This window comes from Bacteroides intestinalis (genome assembly GCF_003464595.1).
GTDB lineage: Bacteria > Bacteroidota > Bacteroidia > Bacteroidales > Bacteroidaceae > Bacteroides > Bacteroides intestinalis_A.
This window is the reverse complement of sequence record NZ_QRZF01000005.1, coordinates 186,930-211,813: the sequence shown is the minus strand read 5'-3', so window position 1 is coordinate 211,813 and position 24,884 is coordinate 186,930. Positions and strand designations below refer to the sequence as shown.

Below are 24,884 nucleotides of genomic sequence, written 5' to 3'. Positions count from 1 at the left end.
AATCACTAAATCTCCATTCCTTCGGGAATGAACTGGCTGATGTCCTTGCCGAATTGTAACAACTCACGGACAGTGGTCGAACTGATACACGTCAGCTCGGGCTCGGTAAAGAGCAGGATCGTTTCAATACCTGCCAGTTTGCGGTTGATATCTGCAATGGTTTCTTCGTATTCAAAGTCTTTCACGGTGCGGATGCCGCGGATGATAAACTGTGCATCTACCTGTTGTGCAAAATCAATCGTCAGGCAATCATAAGAGTATACTTTGATGCGGGGTTCGTTCCGGTAGAAGTTCTGTATCATTGCCACGCGTTTCTCGATAGGGAAATAGGTATTCTTATTTTCATTAATACCAATTCCAATGATGACTTCATCCATAAAAGTCAGTGCGCGGGTCACTATCGAGGAATGCCCGATAGTGAAAGGGTCGAATGTTCCCGGAAAGATTGCTCTTCTCATGATGCCAAATCTTCTTCTATAACCAGATTATTAATAATAAAGTTTTGTCGTTCCATGGTATTTTTACCCATATAGAACTCCAACAGTTCCTTTACCAGGTCCGTCTTACGCAGGCTTACCTGCTCCAAACGCATATCTTTGCCAATGAAGTGCTGGAATTCATCGGGTGAGATTTCTCCTAAACCTTTAAACCGGGTGATTTCAGGATTCGGTCCCAGCTCTGCAACTGCTTTCTGACGTTCTTCTTCCGTATAACAGTAAAGGGTTTTCTTCTTATTACGTACACGGAACAGCGGAGTCTGCAAGATATATACATGGCCCTTCTTTATCAGATCAGGGAAGAATTGCAGGAAGAAGGTTATAAGTAGCAGACGGATGTGCATGCCATCCACATCGGCATCGGTAGCAGCAATCACCTTGTTGTAGCGTAATCCCTCGATGCCATCTTCTATATTCAAGGCAGCCTGTAGCAGGTTGAACTCTTCGTTTTCATATACCACCTTTTTAGTCAACCCGTAAGAGTTCAACGGCTTACCACGCAAGCTAAATACTGCTTGTGTGTTTACGTCACGGCTTTTCGTGATAGAACCACTTGCTGAGTCACCCTCGGTAATGAAAATGCATGATTCGGTCTCCTGGTCTTTTCCCTTGCCGTCGTTGAGGTGATAGCGGCAGTCGCGCAACTTACGGTTGTGCAGGTTGGCCTTCTTGGCACGTTCACGAGCCAGCTTGGTAACACCGGCAATCGCTTTGCGTTCCTTTTCAGAGTCCTGTATCTTTTGCAGCATGACTTCTGCAACCAACGGGTTTTTGTGGAGATAATTATCCACTTCCGTCTTGATGAAGTCTCCTACATATTTATTTACGCTCACACCACCCGGAGACATGGAAGGCGAACCGAGTTTGGTTTTTGTCTGTCCCTCGAATTGAGGTTCTTCCACGTTAATGGCAATGGCGGCAACGATACCGTTACGGATATCGGCGTACTCCTGGTTTTTGTTATAAAATTCCTTGATGGTGCGGGCAATATGTTCTTTGAGCGCACTTTGGTGTGTACCACCTTGCGTTGTATGCTGTCCATTGACGAAAGAGTAATATTCTTCGCCGTATTGGTTGGTATGTGTGAAGGCTATTTCAATATCTTCCCCTTTCAGGTGGATGATGTTGTATAACCCCTGTGCGGTCATGTTGTCGTTCAGCAAATCTTCCAGACCGTGGCGTGAAATGATGCGCTGGCCATTGTAAATAATTGAAAGTCCTGTATTCAGATACGTATAATTACGCAATAGCATTTCCACAAAATTAGCCTGGAAGGAATAGTTCAGGAATAATGTACTATCCGGTTCGAAGAAGATATAAGTTCCGCTTTCTTCGTTGCAGGCTTCTGTGACATCGCTCTGAAGAATACCTTTTTCGAAAATGGCGATGCGGACTTTGCCTTCACGATAACTGCGTACCTCGAAACGGTTGCTAAGTGCATTTACGGCCTTGATACCTACACCGTTCAGTCCGACGCTCTTTTTAAAAGCCTTGCTGTCGTACTTACCACCGGTATTGAGTTTGCTTACTGCCTCAATCAGCTTTCCTTGCGGAATCCCCCGACCGTAGTCGCGTACGCTGACACGCAGATTCTCCTCAATGTTTATCTCGATCCGTTTACCCGCACCCATTTTGAATTCATCGATGCTGTTGTCCATTACCTCTTTTAGCAATACATAAATACCGTCGTCGTTTTGCGTACCGTCGCCCAAACGACCGATATACATACCCGAACGGACACGGATGTGCTCCATATCGTCAAGATGACGAATGTTGTCTTCCGTATATTCTACATTGCCTTCGGGCATCAGTCCGTTGATTTCTTCCATAAACTCTTATTTAGTTGACGAGGTCTGCAGTTGACAAGTTGACGAGGGAAAGAGTCTGCTTTATAATGGTGCAAATATAGTGCAACCCCTTGTTTCCTTGTTAACTTGTCTCCTTGTCCCCTTTTTATTTAATTTCCTTAATATACGCCCTGCGCCGTTTATGCTGCTCTGTTTTAAAGTACTCCCATTGGGCTTGTACCTTGCCGTTCATCTCCAGCTCAGGGTTGCTCTCTGCAAATATAAAACCTAATTTTTGATAAACCGGAATTAAATCGGAAAATAACAATGCGTTAACACCCTTGTTCTGGTACTCCGGCTTCACTGCAACGAGCAATAAATCCAACATTTTGGCACGGCGTTTCATGAAGAGAGCCTTCAGCAGATAATACCATCCGAAGGGCAATAACCGTCCGTGTGCTTTTTGCAAAGCTTCGGACAAGGATGGCATGGAAATACCTACGCAAATCAGTTGGTCGTCGGCATCCGTGATAAGTGTCACCATACGCAGGTCTACAATAGGAAGGTACATCTTCACGTATTGGTCGATCTGTCGTTGTGACAAGGCGGAATATCCGAACAGGGGTTTATAAGCTTCGTTCATCAGTTCAAAGATGGCCTGACCGTAATCTTGGGCAATCTTTTTCGCAGATGTATATTTTTTGATTTTGAGATTATACTTACGTTGAATGAGGTCGGAGATACGTTTGTGTTTGTCCGGTATGGCATCCGGAATATAAATTTTAAATTCTACCCAGTCGGCATCTTTTTCAAAGCCCATGCGCTCCATGTGTTGCGGGTAGTAAGGGTAGTTATAGATGGTAGCCATTGTGCTGAGTTGATCGAAACCTTCGACAAGCATGCCTTCCGCATCGAAGTCTGTGAAACCCAAGGGGCCTTGTATATGAGTCATTCCTCGCTCTTTACCCCATTCTTCGACCGTGCGGATCAATGCGTCGGAAACTTCGGGGTCATCGATGAAATCGATCCAGCCGAAGCGGACATTCTTTTTATCCCAGGTCTGGTTGGCTTTATGATTGATAATGGCAGCTACACGTCCTACGATCTGATTGTCTTTGTAAGCTAAAAAATACTCTGCTTCGCAGAATTCAAACGCCGCATTCTTCTTTTTGTTGAAGGTGTTGAGCATGTCGTCGTAAAGATCAGGGACGGAGTAAGGATTGCCTTTGTATAGCCGGTAATTGAAGCGGATGAACCGTTTCAATTCTTTCATTGTGGAAGCTTTTTTGATTGTTATTGCCATAATTTTATGTCTAATGAGGGGACAAAGATACATGATAATCTTTAAAATACCACTTTAAACATTATAAATAAGTACAACAGTATAAGCTATATAACAAAGTATCAGTATGCTGCCCTCAATGCGGGTAATGGTCCGTTTGGCAAAGAAAAGCCCGAAAATCCAAAGCAGAATACTTGAACCTACCAGTACCAGCAGGTCCAGATTAGTGATGCCTGCCAGATGTAGGGGTGTAATGGAAGCACTACATCCCAGTACAAAGAAAATGTTGAAAAGATTGCTTCCGATTACATTACCGATAGCAATTTCAGGATTCTTTTTGAGAGCAGCTACGATGGAGGTAGCCAGTTCGGGTAGGGATGTACCACCTGCCACAAGCGTCAGTCCGATGACGGACTCGCTGACTCCCAGGCTGCGGGCAATACCTGTGGCACCGTCCACAAAGAAGTTACCGCCGATGATAAGCCCTGCCAGTCCACCTATTATATATAGGGCAGACCGCCACATGGGAAGTTGCTTGATTTCTTCGTCGGGTGCTTCCCCTTCTTTCTTTCCCTGAAAGGCGATTGCAAAAGTATATCCCAAAAAGATGATAAAGAAACAGAGCAATAGCAAGCCATCTGTAGTGCTGAGAATGTTTTCTGCATTATGGTCCAGCAATACATCATTGGCACAAATCAACAGCACGATGGAAGACAGGATGCAGAGAGGTATTTCTTTGCGTAATGTATTTTGGGAGATGACAATGGGGGCGAAGAGTGCTGTACAGCCCACAATCATCAAGGTATTAAAGATGTTGCTACCTACCACATTACCGATGGCAATGTCTGCACTGCCTTTCAGGGCGGAAGATATGCTGACCGTCAGTTCCGGAGCGGATGTTCCGAAAGCCACAATAGTAAGTCCGATAACGATGGACGGTATATGGAAACGTTTGGCTATGGATGCAGCTCCGTCCGTGAGTCCATTAGCGCCTAAAAGAATGAGGAGAAGTCCCCCAATCAGAAAAAGAATATCCATGAGAATGCTGGTTTTTGTGCAAATATAATTAATTCCTTTTATGATAAGTGAAAAACATTCCGTATGTTTGATGCGTTAAACAATTTATAATTTTAAGTAACCTGATTAAGGACTTTTAATATGAAGGGAATTCGTGCGTTGTGTCTTTGGCTGTTGTTGCTGCCTGTGGGCGGAGCATCTGCCCAGTTGGTGGAAAAAGTTCGGGATATTCTGGGTGAAGATAGTTCAGCAGTAACTACTACCTCGTTGAAGGCGGATAGCGACTCGATATATCTGTTGAAGGCGCGGCAGGACTTGGAGGTGGCGAGACTGAATGAAGCCAATCTCAGGATGGAGATAGAGCAGATGAAGCTGAAATATGATGCAGCAGACTCTTTGAAGCTGGCCAAACAGCGGTTACGTATTGATTCGCTCAGAAGAATGACTCCGGGTGTTCCTGTGGTTGTGGAAGGTGACACCTTATATTACCTGTTTGCCAAGCGTGGCGGTCACACTCCCCAGCAGCGTGCCGAAATGAATGCGGCGGCAATTACGGAACTGGGTAAGCAATTTAATTTGCAGCCGGACTCGGTTTATACGGAAAGTAGTGATATTGTTACCGACCTGATGTACGGGAATAAAGTCCTTGCTTCATTTATTGATCAGGATGGTCTGTGGGAAGGCTGTTCACGCGACCAGTTGGCGGCTGCCAAGCGGAAAGTGATAGTGGACAAGCTGAAGGTCATGAAGGATGAGCATAGTTTGTGGCAGCTTGGTAAGCGTATTCTTTATTTTATTCTTGTAATTGTAGGCCAATTCCTGTTGTTTAAGCTCACTATCTGGCTGTTCAATAAGCTGAAAGCACGTATTCAGCGTCTGAAAGATACTAAACTAAAACCTATTTCTATTCAGGATTATGAGTTACTGGACACGCAGAAGCAGGTAAACCTGCTTGTCTTCCTGGCAAGTCTGCTGCGCTATGCCGTCATGCTGCTTCAGTTGATTCTGACGGTGCCATTACTTTTTGCTATATTCCCTCAAACCAAAGATCTCGCTTATAAGTTGTTCTCGTATATCTGGGATCCGATAAAAAGTATCTTCCTGGGTATAGTGGAATATATTCCCAACTTGTTTACCATCTTTGTGATATGGCTTGCCGTGAAATATCTGGTGCGGTTGGTTCGTTATCTTGCCAGTGAAATACAGTCGGAGCGGTTGAAGATAGGCGGCTTTTATGCCGACTGGGCTATGCCAACGTTCCACATAGTGCGTTTCCTGCTTTATGCATTTATGATTGCTATGATTTATCCCTACCTGCCGGGCTCCAAATCGGGTGTCTTCCAGGGAATATCAGTCTTTGTCGGATTGATTGTTTCGTTGGGATCGAGTACGGTAATCGGGAATATCATTGCAGGACTGGTTATCACGTATATGCGTCCGTTTAAGTTGGGTGACCGTATTAAGCTGAATGATACGACGGGAAATGTGATTGAGAAGACACCGTTGGTGACGCGTATCCGTACGCCGAAGAATGAGGTAGTTACGATTCCTAATGCCTTTATTATGTCTTCGCATACGGTGAATTTCAGTCAGTCGGCACGCGATTATGGGTTGATTATTCATTCGGAAGTAAGTGTCGGATATGATATTCCCTGGCGGAAGACGCATCAACTTTTGGTTGAAGCGGCACTGAATACTCCCGGAGTAGTGGATGATCCGCGTCCGTTTGTGTTGGAAACATCACTTCAGGATTATTATCCGGTCTATCAGGTGAATGCATACATTAAAGATGCCAATCAGTTGGCACAGGTTTATTCTGATTTGCATCAGAATATTCAGGATCGGTTTAATGAAGAAGGTATAGAAATCATGTCGCCCCACTACATTGCTACGCGAGATGGTAGTGAGACGACAATACCTAAGGATGATCTTCGGGGGAAGAAATAATTTATATTAGTACTTTAATAATCAGTATGAAAATGAATTAATTTATCATTTTCAGTAGTCTATTTGTTCTAATTTATTGATATCGAAAGCGGTTTTTGTAAACGGCTGATTATAAGGCATGTTTTAATGATGGTATTTCAGTCGTATACTTAACCTATTTAAGTATACGACTGAAATACGTTAAGTATACGACTGATATACCCTAAATATGCGACAGAATTCACCAATATTTTATTTTGTAAATATTTACTATCTATAATAGGGGCATTTATGAGTAACCCCATCAGATCAACTTTTACCGTGCCATTACTATTTCTGAATAAGGATAGTTGTCAGGAACCCGTTGCCAGTCCTTCTTTACTAAGTCGTAAGCGTAAATCAGTCTGCCGCCTCGGTTAGTGTCAAACAATACATAGATTTTCATCGTCTCTGTATCTTGGGCAAGCATGGTTACTGAACGTGCCGAATTGGGGAATGTGGCGAAAGGCTCTTCCAAGCTCATCGTTGCCTGGTTCCAAAGACACAGATCTGTCTGGCCATCATCGGCTCTTACTACGGCATATCCACCGGTTCGTACGTATTTGGTAGTTCCGGTATCTTTTCCTGAGATTATTGTCCAGAAGGGAATGAGTGCGGTAGCCTCTATCGGTTCGCCGGTATATACTTTTCTACTGCTCTGGTTCAAGTTCAGTACGACGGGTGTGAAACTGTTGTTGCCGTTATCAGCCGAGAGCAGTATATAACTGCCACCCTGTACGCCAGGATAGCGTGTCAGAGCTTCGGGTTTTATCTCTGCAGGTAGTTCGTAGCGGTAATTCAGAGTTTGGTCTATGTCGCGGGTATAGGGCCATGATCCGATGGATGCCAGCATCATTTCATTGGCAGATATTTGTCTTACGGCTATTATGGAGCTTTGACCGTTGCAGAGAGTCAATATATTCTCGAGTCCCATATCTTGCCAGAAACGCATGGAGAGATCGTAGCTGAATACGCGGCGTACTCCGTCTTTAGTCTGTATTCCGCAGAGGTTCTGACTCTCAGGAACATTTGCTACGCAGGAGAAATCTTTCTGGTCTTCTGTCAGTTTCACGATGTTTGTGGGAGTATCTGTGAAGTTTACATGCTCGATACAGTTATCATAACTCGTGCTGGAATGAGAGTTGACAATGCCGTAGAGTTGGAATTCTTTGGGCGCTTCACCGCTGGTAACAGCAATCTCACCAAGCGTCATGATGCCATCGGAACGGCGCAGGCGTACCTTGGTGGTTGAAGCAGGATAGTGGCCGGGCGCCAGGAAAGTGATGCTTGTAGCGGTCTGCTCTACCATAACAGGTGCTACTCCAAGGGCAGATCCCTGATATTTCAAGGCAGGTTCATCGGGGAGTGGCCAATAGATTTCGAACATAATGTCATCATCGGGTTGGAAACCTTGTGCTTTGATTGTGACCGGATCACCGGGCTTGAAGCTGGCTTGTGTGGGCATTACGATGTCGGTAACCAGAATCGGTTCTTTGTCTTCATCTTTGGCGCATGCGGCAAACAATAGGCAAAGTAGCAGAAAGAGAGATAAGTTCTTCATAGCGTTTGTATTTTTGATGCGACAAATGTAGTGCTTTCTACTGATATTCTTCCTTCTTTTGTCTGATATTATACTTCCACTCAAATCTATAGAAAGAAAATAGCTCTCGAAATTGACTCCTTTCCACTGTTTCTTTTCCTAAAAATAAATATTATGAATAATAAATGCAACTTTGTCCTTGATTATTTGGATACATTTATTGTATTTTATATCTTTGTGAGACAAAACGAGAACCTACTATTTTTTTACAAACATAAACCAAATGATGAGAGTTAATCAATTACTTGGAATGGGTGCGTGTTTCGCTATGCTCGCACTGGCAGGATGCATGGATAAAGATGTTTATGATCCTGGTAAGGATCCGACCGTATTAAAGCCGGAAAGTGAATACTTCGATTTTACCACAACTACCAATGTGGCGTTCGAGGTCAACTATGGAGAGATTGGCAGTAACGCCTTAATAGAGATCTTTACAGAAGATCCAATCTCTTACAATGAAACAGGCTCGTTCGTTATTCAGGGTGAACCAGTTTATAAGATATTTGCGGATGCAAAAGGACGTTTCGTTGGCGATGTGGAATTGCCTACGGCTGCTAAAGTTGTGTATGTTTTCTCGCCTACCTGGGGTGTGCCCATGTGTGTGGAAGCGGATGTGGAGAATGGAAAGGTGACGGTGAACGAGACAGACGCTACTTCGCGGGCGGCAGCTGCTACACGGGCGGAGTCAGAACTGAGGTTGGTTACAGTCAATAGTGCACAGAAAGTATATTCCTTGGTGGAGATTGACAATGAATATGGAAAGCCTAAAGATATCAATGGCCTGATTGACAAGAAGGGGGGTGATCTCGGTCAGTCGTTTATCAACAACGTACAGAAGGCATTGTGGAAAGGTAAAAGTACTAAACCCGGTAATCTGGATAATAGAAATTATGTGAGAGATACTGAGCGTGTTAATACTACTATTGCAGAGACTTATCAGGATGAACACGGTCAAACCGTAACCGTGACAGATGCCGAACTGTTCTTCACTTTTTTAACTGAATCCGGCTGGAATCAGAACGTAGTGGGATACTATTATTATAAGACCAATGAATGTCCTGATACTCCCAGTGGAGTGACGAAAATCGTTATCTTCCCGAATGCTTCGATTACAGGTAATGTACCTTATTCAAAAAAACACGCAGGGCAACAATCAGGTGGTTATTATGATTATGGTAAAAAGAATGCTCCTTTGGAAACGAACCAGAGGGTACAGCTTCTTTTTCAAGATAATGAAGGTCACCTTTCCACCAAGTTTCCTGCAGGGTATACCATCGGTTATTTTATTATTGCCAACGGCTTTAAATGTGGTGAAGATGATCTTGACGATGCCATAAATACAAAAAAGAGTTTTGTTTACTCCAATAAAGAATGGAATAAGAATTATGAAGGTCAGCAAGCCCGCTTTATTTCTCTTACAGCAGAGGGTGGTACTGTGGTTTATGGCGTAGAAGACGGTGGAGACACCAGCTATGAAGATGTCCTCTTCTGCATTGACGCTAATCCGAATGAAGCTATTTTTGATCCCGACCGTCCCGTCATAGATCCGGATCCGGATGAACCGGAAGTCTCTGAAACCGAGAACACTTATTTGTCTTTTGCCTATGAGGATATCTGGCCTTCGGGAGGCGACTATGACCTGAATGATGTTATCATAGAATACCATCGTTCTATTACCTTCAATAAAGACAATTACGTGAGTGAGGTGAAAGAAACCTACGAACCTGTACAAAGGGATGATGCTGCTACCAACAGGAATGCGTTTGCCGTACAGTATGCTACAGATCAACGTGGCGAAATCGTTTTGCCGTCCGGTGCTGTGGATGAAACACAAACGAATTCTATTATTCTCTTCTCCAATGCTATGGATGTGATAAATCAGAAGTTTGTGATTACCCGTACATTTGCTGCTGGTGCCATGAAGAAGGATGCCTTAAAAGTTGGAAACTCGGTATTGAATCCTTATATCATTGTGAACTATGAGGGGGCTGGAAAAGACAATCGTACTGAAGTGCATTTGCCAAAGTCTAAAGCTACTAACTTGGCAAATTCTGATCAGATAGGTAAAGAGGCAGATGCTTACTATGTAAATAAGGATGGGAAACACCCGTTTGCCATTTCGATACCCGGTACTTTCACTCCTGTCACGGAGACAGTAATGATAGATAAAGAATATCCTGATTTTGAGAAATGGGTAGAATCGGATGGTAAAGAATATACAGATTGGTATAAGAATTATCAGAAGTCTGCCAATTGATATTTTTCCATTGGAAAAGTAAAAAGGAAAAGATAAATAAGAGGGTGTTTACTCAACTGCCAGGTTAATGAGCAAGAGTGAACACCCTTTTATTTTTGTGAAAAACTTACTGTGAGTTGCGTGTTACGGTATGCAGTATGTTTCCTTTTTTGTCGATCATTCGTAGCGTCAGCGTTTTTTTGTCCGCAGATATTACGGAGAAACCCGGTTCAGGACTGCAGAATACGGTTCCTTCTGTCGGTTTCACCTTGCGGGCAAGGGAGCCGGCTGAGTTGACAACGTAATCGATATTGCTTCCCGGTATGCGGATATGTTGGAAGTTATGAATGTGCCCGCAGATATACATGTCTACTTTGTGCTTACGGAGTATCGGGTCGAGTCGCTTCTGCATATCCAGGCGTTCGCTGTCGTCTTTTGAAGTCTCTGCATAGATGGGGTGGTGTCCGGCTACGATAATCCAGTCTTCTTTGGCATTGGTCAGCACTGAATCAATCCAGGAGAGTTGTTTTTGCAAGTCTTGTTTGCACGCGTCGGGATAAGTGGCGGAGTTATTGCGGTATTTGTCCATCATGGGTGCTGTGTCTATCCAGACGATACGGATAGTGATTCCTTTGTCCTCGAATGCTTTTGTATAGTAGCGGGCGGGCATGGTCCAGCGGCGACTGATGTTGGTGTAATCTAATACTGCTTGTGTGTTACCACGATACTCGTGATTGCCAAGTACGGGAAACCAGTCAATCATCAGTTCCGGGTGGGAGTAGATGAGTTCATAGTTTGTCATCCACAGCGGATCATTTACGCTGCGTACACCCTCGAAATGGTGTATATCTCCGGTAGCAACTACGAATTCGGGGCCTATTTCCTCAGCCATGGTTCCCATCAACTCGGCTATGGGCTTCTGGTCGTAGTAACCATTACGACCGAGGTCATTGGCTACATAGAAATTGAATTTCTTGTCGAATATGGAATAATCCGCTATCTGTGCGGTTGCCCAGTTGCTGAAGAGGATAACTAAAAGGAGAAATAATACTTTTTTCATTATGATGTTTTTTTGATTGTTACTTAAGTGGTTTACCGGTTTTTGCGCCAAAAGGAAACTTTGCTTCGGTGCTATGCCGGTTAGAAATTGATTTTCACGCCTGCATTTACCTTAATGCCGTAATGTTCGCTTTGCATTGTACGGTCCTTAGTGCCTTGGTAGTAACGTAAAGGTTGGTTCAGCAGGTTGTTTGCTTCGGCATAAAAGGTTGTTTTCAGTTTCTTGCCGAAGGTATAGCTGGCATTGGCATCCATATAGTTCACAGCATCGTAGTAACGGTCATAGAACTTTTCCGAGCCCATTTCGTCGATGAATGCGGATGCATAGTTGTAAGAAAGGCGGATACTCAGACCTGACTTTTCGAAGAAGAGAGAGGCATTGGCTGTGTGCTCCGGAGATCCCGGGAGGCGCAGACCGCTTTCATTCTCGCGTCCTTCGAAGTTGAAGTTATCTACCCGGGAGTAAGAATAGGTGTATGTTCCGTAGAAACCGATGCATTTCAATGACGGGGCGATGAAACTGAAATCGCGCTGGTAAGCTACTTCCACACCCAGCAGATCGGCATTGCCGGAGTTGCGCGGCTGACTGAATTTGGTATAAGTAGTTCCATTATAATTATAATTGCGCAAAGTCTGGTCTACAATGAAGTCGTTGATCTTCTTGTAGAAGACACCGGCACTGACGAGGCCGATACTTTTGAAATAGTATTCACCACTCAGGTCGAAGTTGTAGGAAAGTGTCGGTTTCAATCCCGGATTACCGAGAGAAATTTCGTTGTCACTGCGTTTAATTGTGATGTTAGGTGCCAGGGCGGAATACTTGGGACGTGCAATAGTGTTAGTGAATGAAGCACGTACCTTGAAGTCATCGTTTACATCATACTTTACCAGAACGGAGGGAAGTACATTCAGGTAACTGTCAGATTCGTAGGGTGTACGGGTTGTCTTTTCTTCGTCTGCATCAAACTGGCTGCCGGAATATTTCACATGTGTATTTTCCAGACGTAGTCCGAGCATCATATCCCATTTCTTGCCAAGTTTCTGGTCGAAACGGAGATAGCCTGCTGCAACGGTTTCTTTAGCATTAAAATTGGTGGCGAGTTCCTCTTGCACTTGATCCTTTTCGAACAGACTTGTATTATTCAGGTCAAGTTCTCCCAAATACTCTTTGCTAACGAAGCTACCTACTTTATATTGATCTCCCGGAATGTAACCATCACGGTTCTGGTCAACTGCAGCAGCCAGGCTGGCTTTGTCGAAACCTTTTTCATCCAGTGGGGTATATTCGTAGAAGTCAATCTCCTTGTCCTTAGTCTTATGCACTACTTTGGCACCAAAGCGCAGGTGATTTCCAAATTCCCCTTTTGTCAGTGGCAGGCTGAAGTCGAGTTTGAACTTAAAGTCTTTCTCCTGAATGTCTTCTTGTTGTTCGGTCACTTCTTTTAGACTGAAATCATCATTCAGATACATCGTTGAACCTTCTTGTGGAGTAAGCAGTGGTTTACGTTCATTGCTCAGGTCCATATTGAACTTCTGTTTCTTCAACTGATAGTCGATGTAACGTTCGTTGGGACGTTCTTCGCTGGCTTTGGCATAGTTGACACTCCATCTTGTATCCAGTTTGCCCAAAAGGTGCTCACCGCCGAGGGTAAAGTCCATGGTGCGTTGGCGTTCCAAGCGTGCGTTGCGATTATCAGGCGTACCACCTTTGGTTTGCACGCGCATGGTACCTTTGTTATTGATAGAACAGTATTCGTTACCGTTGTCATCCTCTTCCAGATTGATACCTTTTACGGTGAGACGATAACGGTTTTCCCAGTCATTGCGGTTATTGAAGATACCTTTGAAGGTGAGTTTGTGGTTTTCGTTAATGTCCCAGTCGAGGGCGGCGGAATAACTTTGACGCTCGCGGGTAACGTAGTATTGACGAACCTGATAGTCGGTGATGCAGAGTTCTCCGGTTTCTACATCCTTGTCCCATACGAACTCAACATCATCCGAACCGGAAGGCGAGTTCTGGTAAGAAGCGGAAAGCATGATTCCCAGTTTGTCGTTGAAGAAACGGTCGCCGTAAGTAAATCCTAAATTCAACTGTGCTTTATCGCTAATCCAGTTGTAACCTGTTCCGGCAGTGGCACTGATGAAACGCTTATAAGGAGAATTCTTGGTTACTAAATTGATGGAACCGCCGATAGCATCGGCATCCATATCCGGGGTAACGACTTTATTTACTTCAATGGTCTGTATCATATCCGCAGGAATCAGGTCGAGCTGTACATTACGTGTGTCGCCTTCAGCAGAAGGAACCCGGTTGCCGTTGATGGTAACGGAACTCATATCTGCACTTGTTCCACGTACTTGTCCGAAGCGGGCTTCGCCCTGGTCATACTGTACATTGATACCTGAAATACGTTTCAGTGCATCTCCAATGTTAGAGTCCGGAAATTTACCTACCTGATCGGCAGAAACCACATTCTTGATACCGAGACTGTTTTTCTGTGAATTAATAGCGCGACGTTGTCCCTGGAAGGCTCCACCTACTACTACTTCCTGAAGTTCAACTCCTTCGTTCAACATAACGTCTTTCTCTAAAGTACGTCCTTCGGGAATCGTTATTTTCAATTCTACAGGTGAGTAGCCTACATAACTTACTTTTACGGTGTAAGTTCCCGGTTCCAGATTAGGGAAAGTGTAGAAGCCGTTGACGTCGCTTGTCACCCCGGCATGTAATTTTTCAATGTAGATGGAGGCACCCGGAAGGGTTTGTTTCGAAGCATCAATGATGCGACCGCGTACAGTGCCTTGTTTTACTACGTTTGTTTTCTCGTCAGCTCTTGTCAGATTACTGACTGTTGTAAATAAGAATAAGAGCGCAAATACTCTAAAAATGTGTTTCATACTTGTTATGATACGTTAATGAATTTGCCGCAAAAGTAGAGACATTGCGTTTCATACTTTTTGCGGCAAATTGAAGAAATGGTAACAAATATGATACATTTCGGTTACGCTATTCTATCGCAACACTATTTTTGTTAATCTGGTAGTTGATAATCTAAGAACAAGATTTTTGCATTTGGGACAGTTATTATCTGTAATGACAATAATCTATATCTACAAAACCATCTTCTCTTTTATCATTAAAACAATAGATTCCTATCCGGTCACCACGGTAGTTTCCCCATGTCAATTGGTACATCTCACCAAAAGGCAGAAAATTATCACCATCTAGACTATAGTAGTATTGGGACTTGCCATCCATGCCCCATTCTGTTCTGAACCAGACAAACTTGGAACGAATATGAATTCCTTTCGTTATATTGCCATTCTTTCTGTATTCAAGATAACAACTATCTCCTTCTTTCACTACACCAATGGCCGAGTGTTGGGAAGAGAAGTGGCAGAGTCCATTCTTCTGGCCATCCTGCATATTGGAAATATCCATTTTTATAGTTACATCGTTATTCTGTTTTCTAAAGGTGCGTTGCGTGAGTGTATTGCCTGCTTTTAATAAATTATTAGTATCCAAAGGTCGATAGGCTTTCAGACGCAACCAGCCTGGACGTTCAGTAAGGGAAAAGTAATCTTTTCTTGGTTGATAATTCCATTGCCACTGCGGAGCAAGACGGTCCTCATCGAAATCATCACTACGTTTGATATATAATTTCTCAGTATGTTTAAAAGGAATCTTTCCATCCCATTTCATTGTACCGATATTCTGAGGAAGCACTTCACCTAGTATGGGCCAATCCTCTACCCATGTAACAGGTAACAGACTGACAATTCGCCCGCTCCAATCTCCTGTTCCATGATGGGTAAGAAAATACCAGTTATTATCCTTTCCCAGAATAATGCCTCCCTGATTCGGTTCCATGGCTTCACAACTGGGTAATGCCAATTGTTTTTCTTCCTTATAGGGTCCTGCCAATTTTCTGGAACGTTTTGCCATGACGTAGCGTCCTACTCCTGGCTTATGTTCGCTGAAAATCAGATAATACCAGCCGTTCACCTTAATCAGTTTACTGGCTTCCCTGCCACTACCCGAATTAATGAGTTTCGCAGATTTTCGATCAATGCTTTTCCCATCCTCGGACATCTTAAATAGATAAGTCTTATATCCGTCGGCAAAATGAGTGCCGACAAAGTAAGCTTTCCCATTCTCATCCCACATTGCAGTGCAATCATCCCAACCGGGTTCGGGAAGCAACGGTGTCAGCGGCTCCCATGGGCCTTCGGCACGTGAAGCAGATGTCATAAAGTAGCCTTCGTCGGGGGTGCCGAAGAATAGATAAAAACGTCCGTTATAATGCCGGAGCGTTCCTGCCCATACACCCCGACCATAACGGTTCATACGGGTCCAGTGCAAATCTTCACTTATTTGTGTCAGATCATCTATTATATTTCCACAGATTTCCCAGTTTACAAGGTCTTTGGAATGCAGAAGCGTCATTCCCGGGGAGAATTGAAATGTGGAGGATATGGCATAATAGTCTTCATCTACTCTGATGCAGTCAATATCGCTGTAATCTGATGGAATGATGGGGTTCATGTAAGTTCCGTCTCCCTGATCACCCCAGCTTTTCCAGTTGCCCCACTCTATGGATTGCTGCCCCGACAGGTAAATGCTAAAGCAGGTACAAAAAAGTATTGATACCAGATATCTCATAATAATTTCCCATTTAGATTAATAAATATTCCATTCCCAGATTCCCGCGATTCCTTTTAAAATCTTTATTCGGAGATAGCGGTATTTCTTATTCGGAGTGTCAATGTGTGGTGACTGCATTTTTATATCTTCATGTCCTCCACAGACTTGCCATACCTTTCCATCGCTAGATCCTTCAAGCAGATAGGCGTGTCCGGCTGTGGGACGTACAAAGTAGACTTCACTGTGATGTACCTTTTTAGCTATTCCTAAATCTGCAATAATCCAACTCTCATTATCTTGGTCGGTAGCCATCCAACGGGAGCCATTGGCACTGTCTATTGCAAAAGCCGGGACGAAATACTCGGTACGGCGGCATGAAGGGTCTTTCATCGGCTTGATGTGTAGAGGAACTTCTGTACTGGATGCGTAGATAGTATCTATCTTTATTTTTTTCTCCTGTTTTACTTTCCGCAAAGCACCCACTCCATTCAGAGTAAGTCGGACGGGGCGGATTGTGCCGTCTTCATTGAACTCCAGACGGTTTACATACGTCTGCCGGTTTGTGCTGCGCCGACCAAATTCCAGATAAGCGAAATAGTAATCATCCGTCCCATCTGGATGAAAGACACAGCCATGCCCCGGGCCAAAAACGCCCTCTTCATAGTCAGTTGTAGAGACTATATCCTGTTCCGGGTATTCAAAGGGGCCCATAGGAGAAACTTTACTCATTACATAGGCGTATTGATATTTTTCATCTCCTCCAATGGTATATAGGTAATAGTATATGCCTTTTCTTTTAAAGAAGATAGGGCCTTCGGAATATTCTTTCCGGGGAGTAGTAATAATTTGTGTAACCGAGTCTACGGTGATCATATCTTTGCCCAGTTTAGCCACATGACGGCGTCCCCAAAATACATAAGCCTGACCGTCATCGTCAATGAAAACCTCGGCATCGATGCCACCGGGATCTTTTGTCTGCAATAAAGTAGAAGATGTGAAAGGCTTGTGGAACTCATCTTTTCCGCGAGCCAGCTTAAACGGGCCCTCGGGGTTATCAGAAACAGCCGGATACATATATCCATTGATGGTGGGATATATATAATACTTGCCATTGGCAAAGACGGCTTTACTTGGAGCCCAATATTTTTCTTTCATAGCAGAAGGGAAACAAGTACCTTCAAAGCTCCAGTGAACAAAATCCTTTGACTTCCACACAACAGGTGGCCCTGAAGTTTCTAATCCCTGACCATATCCGTCGGTAGTGGCATAACAGTAAAACATACCGTTGATTTCTTGAATACTTGCATCTGCAATCATATCAGGTATCAGAGCATTACCGAAAGGATTGCTTACTTCTGTCTGTGCTGTTATTGGTCCTGAAATCAGAATGCCAAGCACTAAGCTAATAAAAATATTTATTTTCATAATATTGCAATAATTTCTGGTTAGATCAACTTTAAGAAAAGGCAAAGTAAAGTCTTCCCTATCAATCAGAAGGTATAAAAACAAGTTATAAAAGGGATAAAAAACTTTCATAGCACGATTAAATACCCGGATGAAAGGATTTGAATATTGTTATTCGTATAGATAAAACATTCGTTCCATTAATTTCCATTTTTCAGCCGAAGTACTTTCTGCGACACACTCTTGGAATTTGGATACATAATTTTCCCACTCTGCTTGTCTGGGTAAGTGAGATAATTTATCCATGGCAGTTTTCCAATCAAAATCGAGTGGTGTTTCTACAATCATGAATAGCCTTGACCCTGCTATATATATTTCCATTTCTAAAATGCCTACTGAACGAATGCCTTCCCTTATTTCCGGCCAAGCTTCTGCTTGGCTGTGACATTTCTTGTACATTGCAATTAAATCAGGATTATTTTTTAAATCCATGGTCTGGCAATATCTCTTCACGGGACAATAATATTCTTTTATTTTGTATCCTTTATCTTTCATAATCTTGTTACATTAAGAAAACCCTTATACTAAATTAAGTATCCGGATTTTTTCCGGATACTTAACCATACCTATTAATAACTTAGTTATCTGTAAATTTGAAAACTAATTGTATCCTGTGTTCTGTTTGAGGTTTTTGTTGACATTCAAATCATTCTGTGGTATTGGGAAATAGCGATTGTGAGATGACCATGTACGCTTCTCAAACTGATAATACATATTCTCATCAACAGGAGAAGCAGCAGTTCCGCTCCCTCGGTAATTACGGGCATTGGGATCATCTGATAGTTTAACTCCTGTAAATGTATGATTTAATTCTTTTTCTGCAATTTCCCAACGTAATACATCATAATAACGTAAACCTTCAAAAGCTAATTCAACACGTCTTTCTTTGCGGATAGCTTCGCGCACGAGTTCTTGTGTCGGTACATCTGCTTTTTTTATATCTGTCAGTTTTACGCGATTACGAATATCATTAATGGTAAGGTCTAGAATATTCTGATCTATGGCACTTGGTTGAGATTCATTCAATGCTTCCAGATAACTTAAAAGTACCTCAGCATAGCGCATAATCGGAGTATAGGTAGGCGTAGAACCTAAATTATTAATAATAGAAGGATCGCATCCTTTCTTAGGACAATATCCGTTGAATAAGGTGAATTTATTATAGCTATCCGCTGTATTGGCACCTTTAAAACAGTCATATATGATATCATTATATTTAGTTCCGGAATAGCTTCCTAACGGTGGCAAGAATATAGAAGCGTACAGACGTAAATCACGATTGACATAAGGGTCATTTTCGTCATAAACTTCCGAAGTTTTGATATCCTTTCCATCTATACAGAAGTATTCTTTTACCAATTCATTGTAAGGTGAAAACTGATGCCATCCTCCATAAGCTGCTTCGGGATACAGATATTGATAACGTGAGTTCGTATACATATCTTTCACTCCCATAATGCAAAATATCATTTCAGGACTATACTCACCACCTATTTGAAAGAGTTTATCGTAGCTTTCTTCACCATTCCTACGGTCTAATTCGTATATCTCCGAATCAATCACCTCTTTTAATATCTTAGCTGCATCATCCCATCTCTCCTGAGCAAGGTAAAGACGGCTTAAAAGTGTTTTTGCAGCACCACGCGTAAAACGGCCATATTCCTCCGATGGATATTCTGGCGGTAATATATCAATGGCATCTTTAAGGTCATTTTCTACTTGAGTATATACATCTGCTTGAGAAGTTTGTGAAATGGAGTTTGCCTCTTCTACTGATAAAGTCGTCAATGGCATAGGAACATCTTTATAATAAAAAGCCAGATTAAATAGGAAATAAGCACGGAGGCATTTTACTTCAGAAGACCAGGCTACCTTTTTGACATCATCCATTGGGCAGTTCCCAATGTTATCCAGAAAAGTATTATACTTTGCTATCTGAGTATAAGCATTTGCCCAAAACCAGTAGAGATTGCTATTAGTAGCTACTGTGTTGGAACTGGCCATTAGAGTGGAAAAGTTTTCTTTTTCAGTACCATTACCTCCGGCGAAATCTAAGTAAAGTAAGCCTTGGGGAGTAGCAAAGTCGTCATGTGACCACCCCGTTTGAAAGCGATAACATCCTGTTAGTGCCAACATTGCGTCACCTTCACCGGTCCAGAAACTTCCATCGGAAATAGCTGAAGGAGGTTCTTTATCTAATAAATCAGTACAACTCATTGTACCGAATGATAGTGCCAAAGTTAATAAGCAGGCTTTTGTAATGCCTGATGTATGATATATCTTTTTCATATTATTCTGTATTGAATGGTTAACTTAGAACTTGAGATTAAATCCAAATGAATAAATGCTATTGATAGGATAATACGATGGGGCATCTCCTGTGCCTATTTCATTCTCGGGGTCCCACCCTTTATAGAAACTGTTGAAAGAGCAGAGGTTCTGGCCACTTATATAAACGCGCACATTCTCCAATCCGACTTTCTTTGTCCATACTTTAGGTAGAGTATATCCTATTTGCACATTCTTTAAACGCAGAAAACTGGCATTACGTACCCAATAATCAGATGTTTGGAGGTTTGTATTATTCATGTTTAAAGTTTCCAGGCGAGGATATTCAGCCCATTTATCAGGGTTTGCTTCTGTCCAGCAATTGTCTGCCTGCCATCTCTGTATTTGTCCTCCATTATAGAATGCATAGGCCATGTAAGAACCTATCAGACGCTTATGACCCCCTAAGCCTTGTAGTAAAGCTGAGAAATCGAAACCTTTATAAGAGGCAGATAGATTTAAGCCATAATAGAACTTCGGGGTTGTGCTTCCTAATACAGTACGGTCATATTGTGCATCTACTTTGCCATCGGGTACACCATTGGGTCCGCTGATATCTTTGTATTTCACATATCCCGGTTTCAAGTTCGATTTGCCGACTAATTGTTCAGGGGCTGCATCTATTTCTGCTTGGTCTACAAATAAACCATCTGTTTCATATCCATAGATAATGCCGATAGGTTGCCCAACAATACGGTTGTTGTTGATTTCTTCTGTGGCACCATTGGCCAACTTCTCAACGGCATTTTTTACCCAAGTAAAATTGGGAGAAATACTGAAACGGAAGCTATTTCCGATTCGTCCATTATAAGTTAAATTCACTTCGATACCTTTATTCGATACAGCTCCGACATTGGATTGTCCTACTGAACGTCCCATGATGCTGGATACTTCTACTGGTGCCAGAATATCTGAAGTATATTTATAAAAGTAATCTACCGTACCGCTAAATGCACCGTTGAATAAACTAAAATCCAGTCCAATATCAGTAATAGCTGTTTTCTCCCATGTGATTTCAGGGTTATTGTAAACTGACATGTAAGCACCTGATTGCAATGCCGCAGGATTACCGAAAGGATAATCATGTCCCAGATTATATGTTTGTTGGTAAGGATATACACCAATATTTTGATTTCCCAATACACCATAAGATGCGCGTAGCTTCAGAATATCAAAAATATTGGATAAACCGGAATTTTTCCAGAAATCTTCTTCCGAAACTCTCCATCCTGCGGATACTGATGGGAAAAGTCCCCAACGGTGTCCGTCTGCAAAGCGTGAAGAACCGTCATAGCGTAAATTTGCTTCCAACAAATAACGGTCTTTAAATGAATAGTTGATACGTCCGAAGAAGGATAGTAATGCGTATTCTTCTAAAGAACTGTTATTGGTGGCTGTTGATTTATCTCCTGATCCCAATTCATAGAGATAATTATTGGGGAATGTATTTCTATAGCCTTCCAAACCTCTGTTGGCGGATTGTTCTACTGATGTACCGGCTAATAGCTTAAAACTATGATTCTTTATTTGCTTCTCATAGGTGGCTAATGCCTCAAAAGTGGTATATGTATTGTTAGCCGTCCATACATTCAATGTAGCCGGACCTACTGTTTTAGTTTCATCAAAATAGGTATCTGCACGATATGCTTTATCATACTTGGTCCAATAATTAACTCCGGCTTTTCCTATAAATGAGAGTCCTTCTACAGGGGTATCCCATTTCAACTGTCCGGAAGCGCTAATGTTTCGATTGATGTTCTGTATAAAGGATTCGCTGGCCAGCCATGCTTCCGGACTATAATTGTCCTGGTAACCGAAACTTCCGTCTGTTTTCTTTCCCGCATAAATAGGGCCTTGACGCACCGTATATCCTATCATACCGTCAATGCTTTGAGGTTCGCCATTAGGCGCATTGTATTTATTGTTGTAGGCGTTGATGTTTAAGTTCAAGGTAAGTCCTTTTGCTATTTCACTTTTCATCGAGAATAGGGCTGTCATACGTTCATTTGAAGTTCTGGCTGTCATACCTTCCTGATTGCGATATCCCACTGACAGATTATAACTTGTAGTGGCATTACCTCCTTGTATGCTTATGTTATGTTGATGTTGGAATCCTGATCCTGACTCCAGTAACCATTTTAGATGGTTGACATTCGGGTAATTGTCCGGGTCTGATCCGTCCCGGAATTTTTGTATCTGTTCGGGGAGATAGGCATCTTGTCTTCCCATATTATGCATGGCCATATTATAATACTCTGCATATTCCCATGATGGAAGAAAATCCGGTAGTTCCGTCGGGCGTTGCCAACCGAATGAGTTACTATAGGAAATTGTAGTCTTGCCTTGCACCCCTTTCTTTGTTTCAATTAAGATAACACCATTAGCTGCACGGTTACCATAGATAGAAGCTGAAGCAGCATCTTTCAGGAAAGAGATGCTTTGAATATCATTAGGATCTACGTCATCAATACTGCCTGATAGCCCATCAATCAGAACTAACGGGTCTGTTCCGGCATTTGAGAAAGTACCTGTACCACGTATTTTTACTGTAGCCCCTGTTCCCGGTCGGCCGGAAGTTTGCAGTACACTTAATCCTGGTGCTAAACCTGCCAATGCTTGAGCTGTACTCATAACAGGTTTATTGGCCAGTTCGTCTGCTGTGATCGAAGACACTGATCCGGTCAGGTTTACTTTCTTCTGGGTGCCATATCCCACAACTACGACTTCTTCCAGCCTTTTTGTATCTTCTTCCATTATGATACGTAATTGCTGGTTACCTGTTAACTTGATCTCTTGAGGAGTATAACCTACGTAACTGATACGAAGGATATCACCAGTTTTAGCTAACAACATGAATTTACCATCTAAATCAGAAATAGTACCATGTGTAGTGCCTTTTACTTGAATGCTGACACCTATTAGCGGTTCACCGGATGAATCGGTTATTAGCCCGTTGATATTACTCTGAGTCTGTGCCCAAGTGGCGCCAGACAAACAACAAATCAATAAAATCAGTCTGATTTTCATTGACTGTAAAAGTCCATACGTTAATTGGTTTTTCATAAATTCTTAATTGATTATTGTTTTTTTAAGGTATAGTTGAGGCTTATCGACTTAAAAAAGCCGATAAACCAATCTTTTTATTTAGTGTGAGTTATTTCTTTATTTTGAATACAGGAGCAATCTTATTAATCTGTTTATCAGGCATATTTATAAGTAATCCTTTGTCTGTACGTGTGAATGGAACTTTGCCATAACCTAATAATTCCACTCTGCTAATTTTACCAGGGAATAATTTACTTTCATCAGACAATGACTTGATGAGTATTTGCTTTTCTGTTGGCCAAGCCAGAACTGTAGCGTATAAGTCCTTCTTAGTCTGTGTGAAGCGAATTTCCTGTGCCGTCGCTTTGCTATATGATCCTTCATTGAATCCTTGTGCATTAATTTTGATATCTGCTTCAGTGATCGGCCCTTCACCGAATATTTCCCAAGGACGAGTATCCAGGATGGCTTCTTTGTTAATGTTCATCCAGTCGCCAAATTCATTTAATATTTTCTCCTCCTTTTCATCAAAGGTACCATCAGCTCGTAATGGAACACTGAGCAGCAGATTACCATTTTTACTTACGATGTCAACTAATAGTTTTACAACATCTGCTGCGGATTTATACCAGTTATTCTCATAAATAGATGTATTGTAATGCCATCCTCCAATGCATGAGCAAGATTGCCATGGTTGCTCCATAATCTCATTGGGTGCCCCGCGCTCTACATCCCAGACTATAGCTTTGCGCTGGTTTTCATCCAATATCTTACTCAGCATGACAGCCTCCAGTTTTCCTTTATGAGTGGCCATATTATGATTGTAGAAGTGAGCTGCGATCTTCAATCCTGCATCGCTGATAGGGTAGAATGGAACTACTGTTACATCAAAATAGATGAGATCAGGATTGTAACGATTGATAGCATCTACCGTGCGGTCATAAAAATTAGTACAATATTCTTGAGTTGGTAAAGATGCTCCGTTTCCCCAGGCCCATTGGCTATGTATCATACCGTCTACCCAACTTCCTTTACTCATCGGATGGTTTTGTGCATACAGCTCCTGCGGATCGTATCCTTCCCACCACTTACCTTTGCCATCAGCTTTTGTCAGTGTACCGTCGTAAGGAACACCGGCTTTGGGGCCGTTTCTATCATAACGTTGAGAGGGCTCGTACCAAGTCCAGGCATGGTCGGCATGGAAACTGATACCGAATGGAAGTTCATACTTTCGTGCAGCTTGTTCCCATTCTGCCAGAATATCGCGTTTAGGTCCCATATTCTTTGAGTTCCAAGCCTGATATTTGCTGTCCCAAAGATCGAAATTATCGTGATGGTTGCCTAAAGCGAAGAAATACTGTGCACCTATCTTCTTATAGAAAGCAACCAGTGCGTCCGGGTTCCATTTTTCAGCTTTAAATAAAGGAATGATGTCTTTGAAACCCACTTCAGAGGGATGCCCATAGTGTTCTACATGATACTTATACTCCGCTGATCCTTCCAGATACATGGAACGTGCCATCCAGTCGCCCGAACCTTCCACACACTGTGGTCCCCAATGTGCCCAGATCCCGAACTTGGCATTTCTAAACCATTCGGGAACTTGATAAGTCTCCAGTGAACTCCATGTAGGTTGGAATTTACCTTTCATCATGGGTTCGTTTTTTTCCGATACCGGAACCTGATAGTTTTGAGCAGATAATGTTCCTATCGAAAGAGCTAAAGATGCTAATAAAATTTTGGTTCTCATAGGTATTAATTTTGTTTCTATTGTACATTGCAAAGATATGGATTAATTAGTAGCTTTGATAGGATTAAAAAGTGCTTGTATTGGAATATATCGATGATTTTGTTAGAAAACACCTTTCATGGTAGGATAATAACGATTTTTATATAGAGAATATCGATAACCGTTTTGAAGACTTAATAAAATCGCTTACCTTTATCAAGTTACTAAAT

The 24,884-nt window shown here is 42.4% G+C and carries 15 protein-coding genes; 2 read left to right on the top strand and 13 right to left on the bottom strand.

Annotation, left to right across the window (positions count from 1 at the left end; all coding sequences use genetic code 11):
* Window positions 1–5: 5 nt before the first annotated feature.
* The 4 genes from coaD to DWW10_RS09250 form a co-directional block, all read right to left on the bottom strand.
* Window positions 6–458, bottom strand: coding sequence for a pantetheine-phosphate adenylyltransferase (coaD, locus tag DWW10_RS09265; protein WP_022393049.1), 453 nt, complete (start codon window positions 456–458; stop codon window positions 6–8).
* On the bottom strand, window positions 455–2,326 hold the full coding sequence (locus DWW10_RS09260; RefSeq protein WP_022393048.1) for a DNA topoisomerase IV subunit B: 1,872 nt from the start codon (window positions 2,324–2,326) through the stop codon (window positions 455–457). Before DWW10_RS09260 ends, coaD begins: the two co-directional genes overlap by 4 nt.
* A 124-nt stretch (window positions 2,327–2,450) precedes the next feature.
* Window positions 2,451–3,587: an N-acetyltransferase gene (locus DWW10_RS09255; RefSeq protein WP_118420785.1), complete on the bottom strand. Its 1,137-nt coding sequence runs from the start codon at window positions 3,585–3,587 to the stop codon at window positions 2,451–2,453.
* Between the two features lie 54 nt (window positions 3,588–3,641).
* On the bottom strand, window positions 3,642–4,604 hold the full coding sequence (locus DWW10_RS09250) for a calcium/sodium antiporter (RefSeq protein ID WP_022393046.1): 963 nt from the start codon (window positions 4,602–4,604) through the stop codon (window positions 3,642–3,644).
* Between the two features lie 120 nt (window positions 4,605–4,724).
* Between DWW10_RS09250 and DWW10_RS09245 the strand changes: the two genes are divergently transcribed.
* Entirely contained in the window at window positions 4,725–6,530 is a 1,806-nt protein-coding gene (locus DWW10_RS09245) for a mechanosensitive ion channel family protein (protein ID WP_022393045.1), read from the top strand.
* A gap of 295 nt (window positions 6,531–6,825) precedes the next feature.
* Here the strand turns inward: DWW10_RS09245 and DWW10_RS09240 are convergent, their stop codons facing one another.
* A complete protein-coding gene (locus tag DWW10_RS09240; RefSeq protein WP_022393044.1) occupies window positions 6,826–8,109 on the bottom strand; it encodes a WD40-like domain containing protein in 1,284 nt (427 codons plus the stop codon).
* Between the two features lie 262 nt (window positions 8,110–8,371).
* On the opposite strand from DWW10_RS09240, the gene DWW10_RS09235 reads away from it, so the two are divergent.
* The gene (locus DWW10_RS09235; protein WP_118420786.1) at window positions 8,372–10,405 is read left to right on the top strand and encodes an LruC domain-containing protein; all 2,034 of its coding nucleotides are present in this window, start codon (window positions 8,372–8,374) and stop codon (window positions 10,403–10,405) included.
* Window positions 10,406–10,511: 106 nt separating this feature from the next.
* Here DWW10_RS09235 and DWW10_RS09230 read toward each other — a convergent pair whose 3' ends face one another.
* The 8 genes from DWW10_RS09230 to DWW10_RS09195 all read right to left on the bottom strand — a co-directional run bounded on the left by DWW10_RS09230 (window position 10,512) and on the right by DWW10_RS09195 (window position 24,675).
* Window positions 10,512–11,444, bottom strand: coding sequence for a metallophosphoesterase (locus DWW10_RS09230; RefSeq protein ID WP_022393042.1), 933 nt, complete (start codon window positions 11,442–11,444; stop codon window positions 10,512–10,514).
* An 80-nt stretch (window positions 11,445–11,524) separates the two neighbouring features.
* The gene (locus DWW10_RS09225) at window positions 11,525–14,341 is read right to left on the bottom strand and encodes a TonB-dependent receptor (RefSeq protein ID WP_022393041.1); all 2,817 of its coding nucleotides are present in this window, start codon (window positions 14,339–14,341) and stop codon (window positions 11,525–11,527) included.
* A 187-nt stretch (window positions 14,342–14,528) separates the two neighbouring features.
* On the bottom strand, window positions 14,529–16,106 hold the full coding sequence (locus DWW10_RS09220; RefSeq protein ID WP_022393040.1) for a glycoside hydrolase family 43 protein: 1,578 nt from the start codon (window positions 16,104–16,106) through the stop codon (window positions 14,529–14,531).
* Between the two features lie 18 nt (window positions 16,107–16,124).
* On the bottom strand, window positions 16,125–17,513 hold the full coding sequence (locus DWW10_RS09215; protein WP_118420787.1) for a family 43 glycosylhydrolase: 1,389 nt from the start codon (window positions 17,511–17,513) through the stop codon (window positions 16,125–16,127).
* A 150-nt stretch (window positions 17,514–17,663) separates the two neighbouring features.
* The gene (locus DWW10_RS09210) at window positions 17,664–18,047 is read right to left on the bottom strand and encodes an L-rhamnose mutarotase (RefSeq protein WP_022393038.1); all 384 of its coding nucleotides are present in this window, start codon (window positions 18,045–18,047) and stop codon (window positions 17,664–17,666) included.
* 105 nt (window positions 18,048–18,152) lie between these two features.
* A complete protein-coding gene (locus tag DWW10_RS09205) occupies window positions 18,153–19,841 on the bottom strand; it encodes a RagB/SusD family nutrient uptake outer membrane protein (protein WP_022393037.1) in 1,689 nt (562 codons plus the stop codon).
* Between the two features lie 24 nt (window positions 19,842–19,865).
* Window positions 19,866–22,943, bottom strand: a complete 3,078-nt coding sequence (locus DWW10_RS09200; protein WP_022393036.1) for a SusC/RagA family TonB-linked outer membrane protein — start codon at window positions 22,941–22,943, stop codon at window positions 19,866–19,868.
* A gap of 91 nt (window positions 22,944–23,034) precedes the next feature.
* Window positions 23,035–24,675, bottom strand: coding sequence for an alpha-L-fucosidase (locus DWW10_RS09195; RefSeq protein WP_022393035.1), 1,641 nt, complete (start codon window positions 24,673–24,675; stop codon window positions 23,035–23,037).
* Window positions 24,676–24,884: the final 209 nt, after the last annotated feature.

Excerpts from the sequence above, each read along its gene's own strand:
- DWW10_RS09235 (WP_118420786.1), top strand. The coding sequence starts at position 8,372 with ATGATGAGAGTTAATCAATTACTTGGAATGGGTGCGTGTTTCGCTATG.
- DWW10_RS09260 (WP_022393048.1), bottom strand. The coding sequence starts at position 2,326 with ATGGAAGAAATCAACGGACTGATGCCCGAAGGCAATGTAGAATATACG.
- DWW10_RS09205 (WP_022393037.1), bottom strand. The coding sequence starts at position 19,841 with ATGAAAAAGATATATCATACATCAGGCATTACAAAAGCCTGCTTATTA.
- DWW10_RS09255 (WP_118420785.1), bottom strand. The coding sequence starts at position 3,587 with ATGGCAATAACAATCAAAAAAGCTTCCACAATGAAAGAATTGAAACGG.
- DWW10_RS09225 (WP_022393041.1), bottom strand. The coding sequence starts at position 14,341 with ATGAAACACATTTTTAGAGTATTTGCGCTCTTATTCTTATTTACAACA.
- coaD (WP_022393049.1), bottom strand. The coding sequence starts at position 458 with ATGAGAAGAGCAATCTTTCCGGGAACATTCGACCCTTTCACTATCGGG.
- DWW10_RS09250 (WP_022393046.1), bottom strand. The coding sequence starts at position 4,604 with ATGGATATTCTTTTTCTGATTGGGGGACTTCTCCTCATTCTTTTAGGC.
- DWW10_RS09240 (WP_022393044.1), bottom strand. The coding sequence starts at position 8,109 with ATGAAGAACTTATCTCTCTTTCTGCTACTTTGCCTATTGTTTGCCGCA.
- DWW10_RS09195 (WP_022393035.1), bottom strand. The coding sequence starts at position 24,675 with ATGAGAACCAAAATTTTATTAGCATCTTTAGCTCTTTCGATAGGAACA.
- DWW10_RS09210 (WP_022393038.1), bottom strand. The coding sequence starts at position 18,047 with ATGAAAGATAAAGGATACAAAATAAAAGAATATTATTGTCCCGTGAAG.
- DWW10_RS09220 (WP_022393040.1), bottom strand. The coding sequence starts at position 16,106 with ATGAGATATCTGGTATCAATACTTTTTTGTACCTGCTTTAGCATTTAC.
- DWW10_RS09215 (WP_118420787.1), bottom strand. The coding sequence starts at position 17,513 with ATGAAAATAAATATTTTTATTAGCTTAGTGCTTGGCATTCTGATTTCA.
- DWW10_RS09200 (WP_022393036.1), bottom strand. The coding sequence starts at position 22,943 with ATGAAAAACCAATTAACGTATGGACTTTTACAGTCAATGAAAATCAGA.
- DWW10_RS09245 (WP_022393045.1), top strand. The coding sequence starts at position 4,725 with ATGAAGGGAATTCGTGCGTTGTGTCTTTGGCTGTTGTTGCTGCCTGTG.
- DWW10_RS09230 (WP_022393042.1), bottom strand. The coding sequence starts at position 11,444 with ATGAAAAAAGTATTATTTCTCCTTTTAGTTATCCTCTTCAGCAACTGG.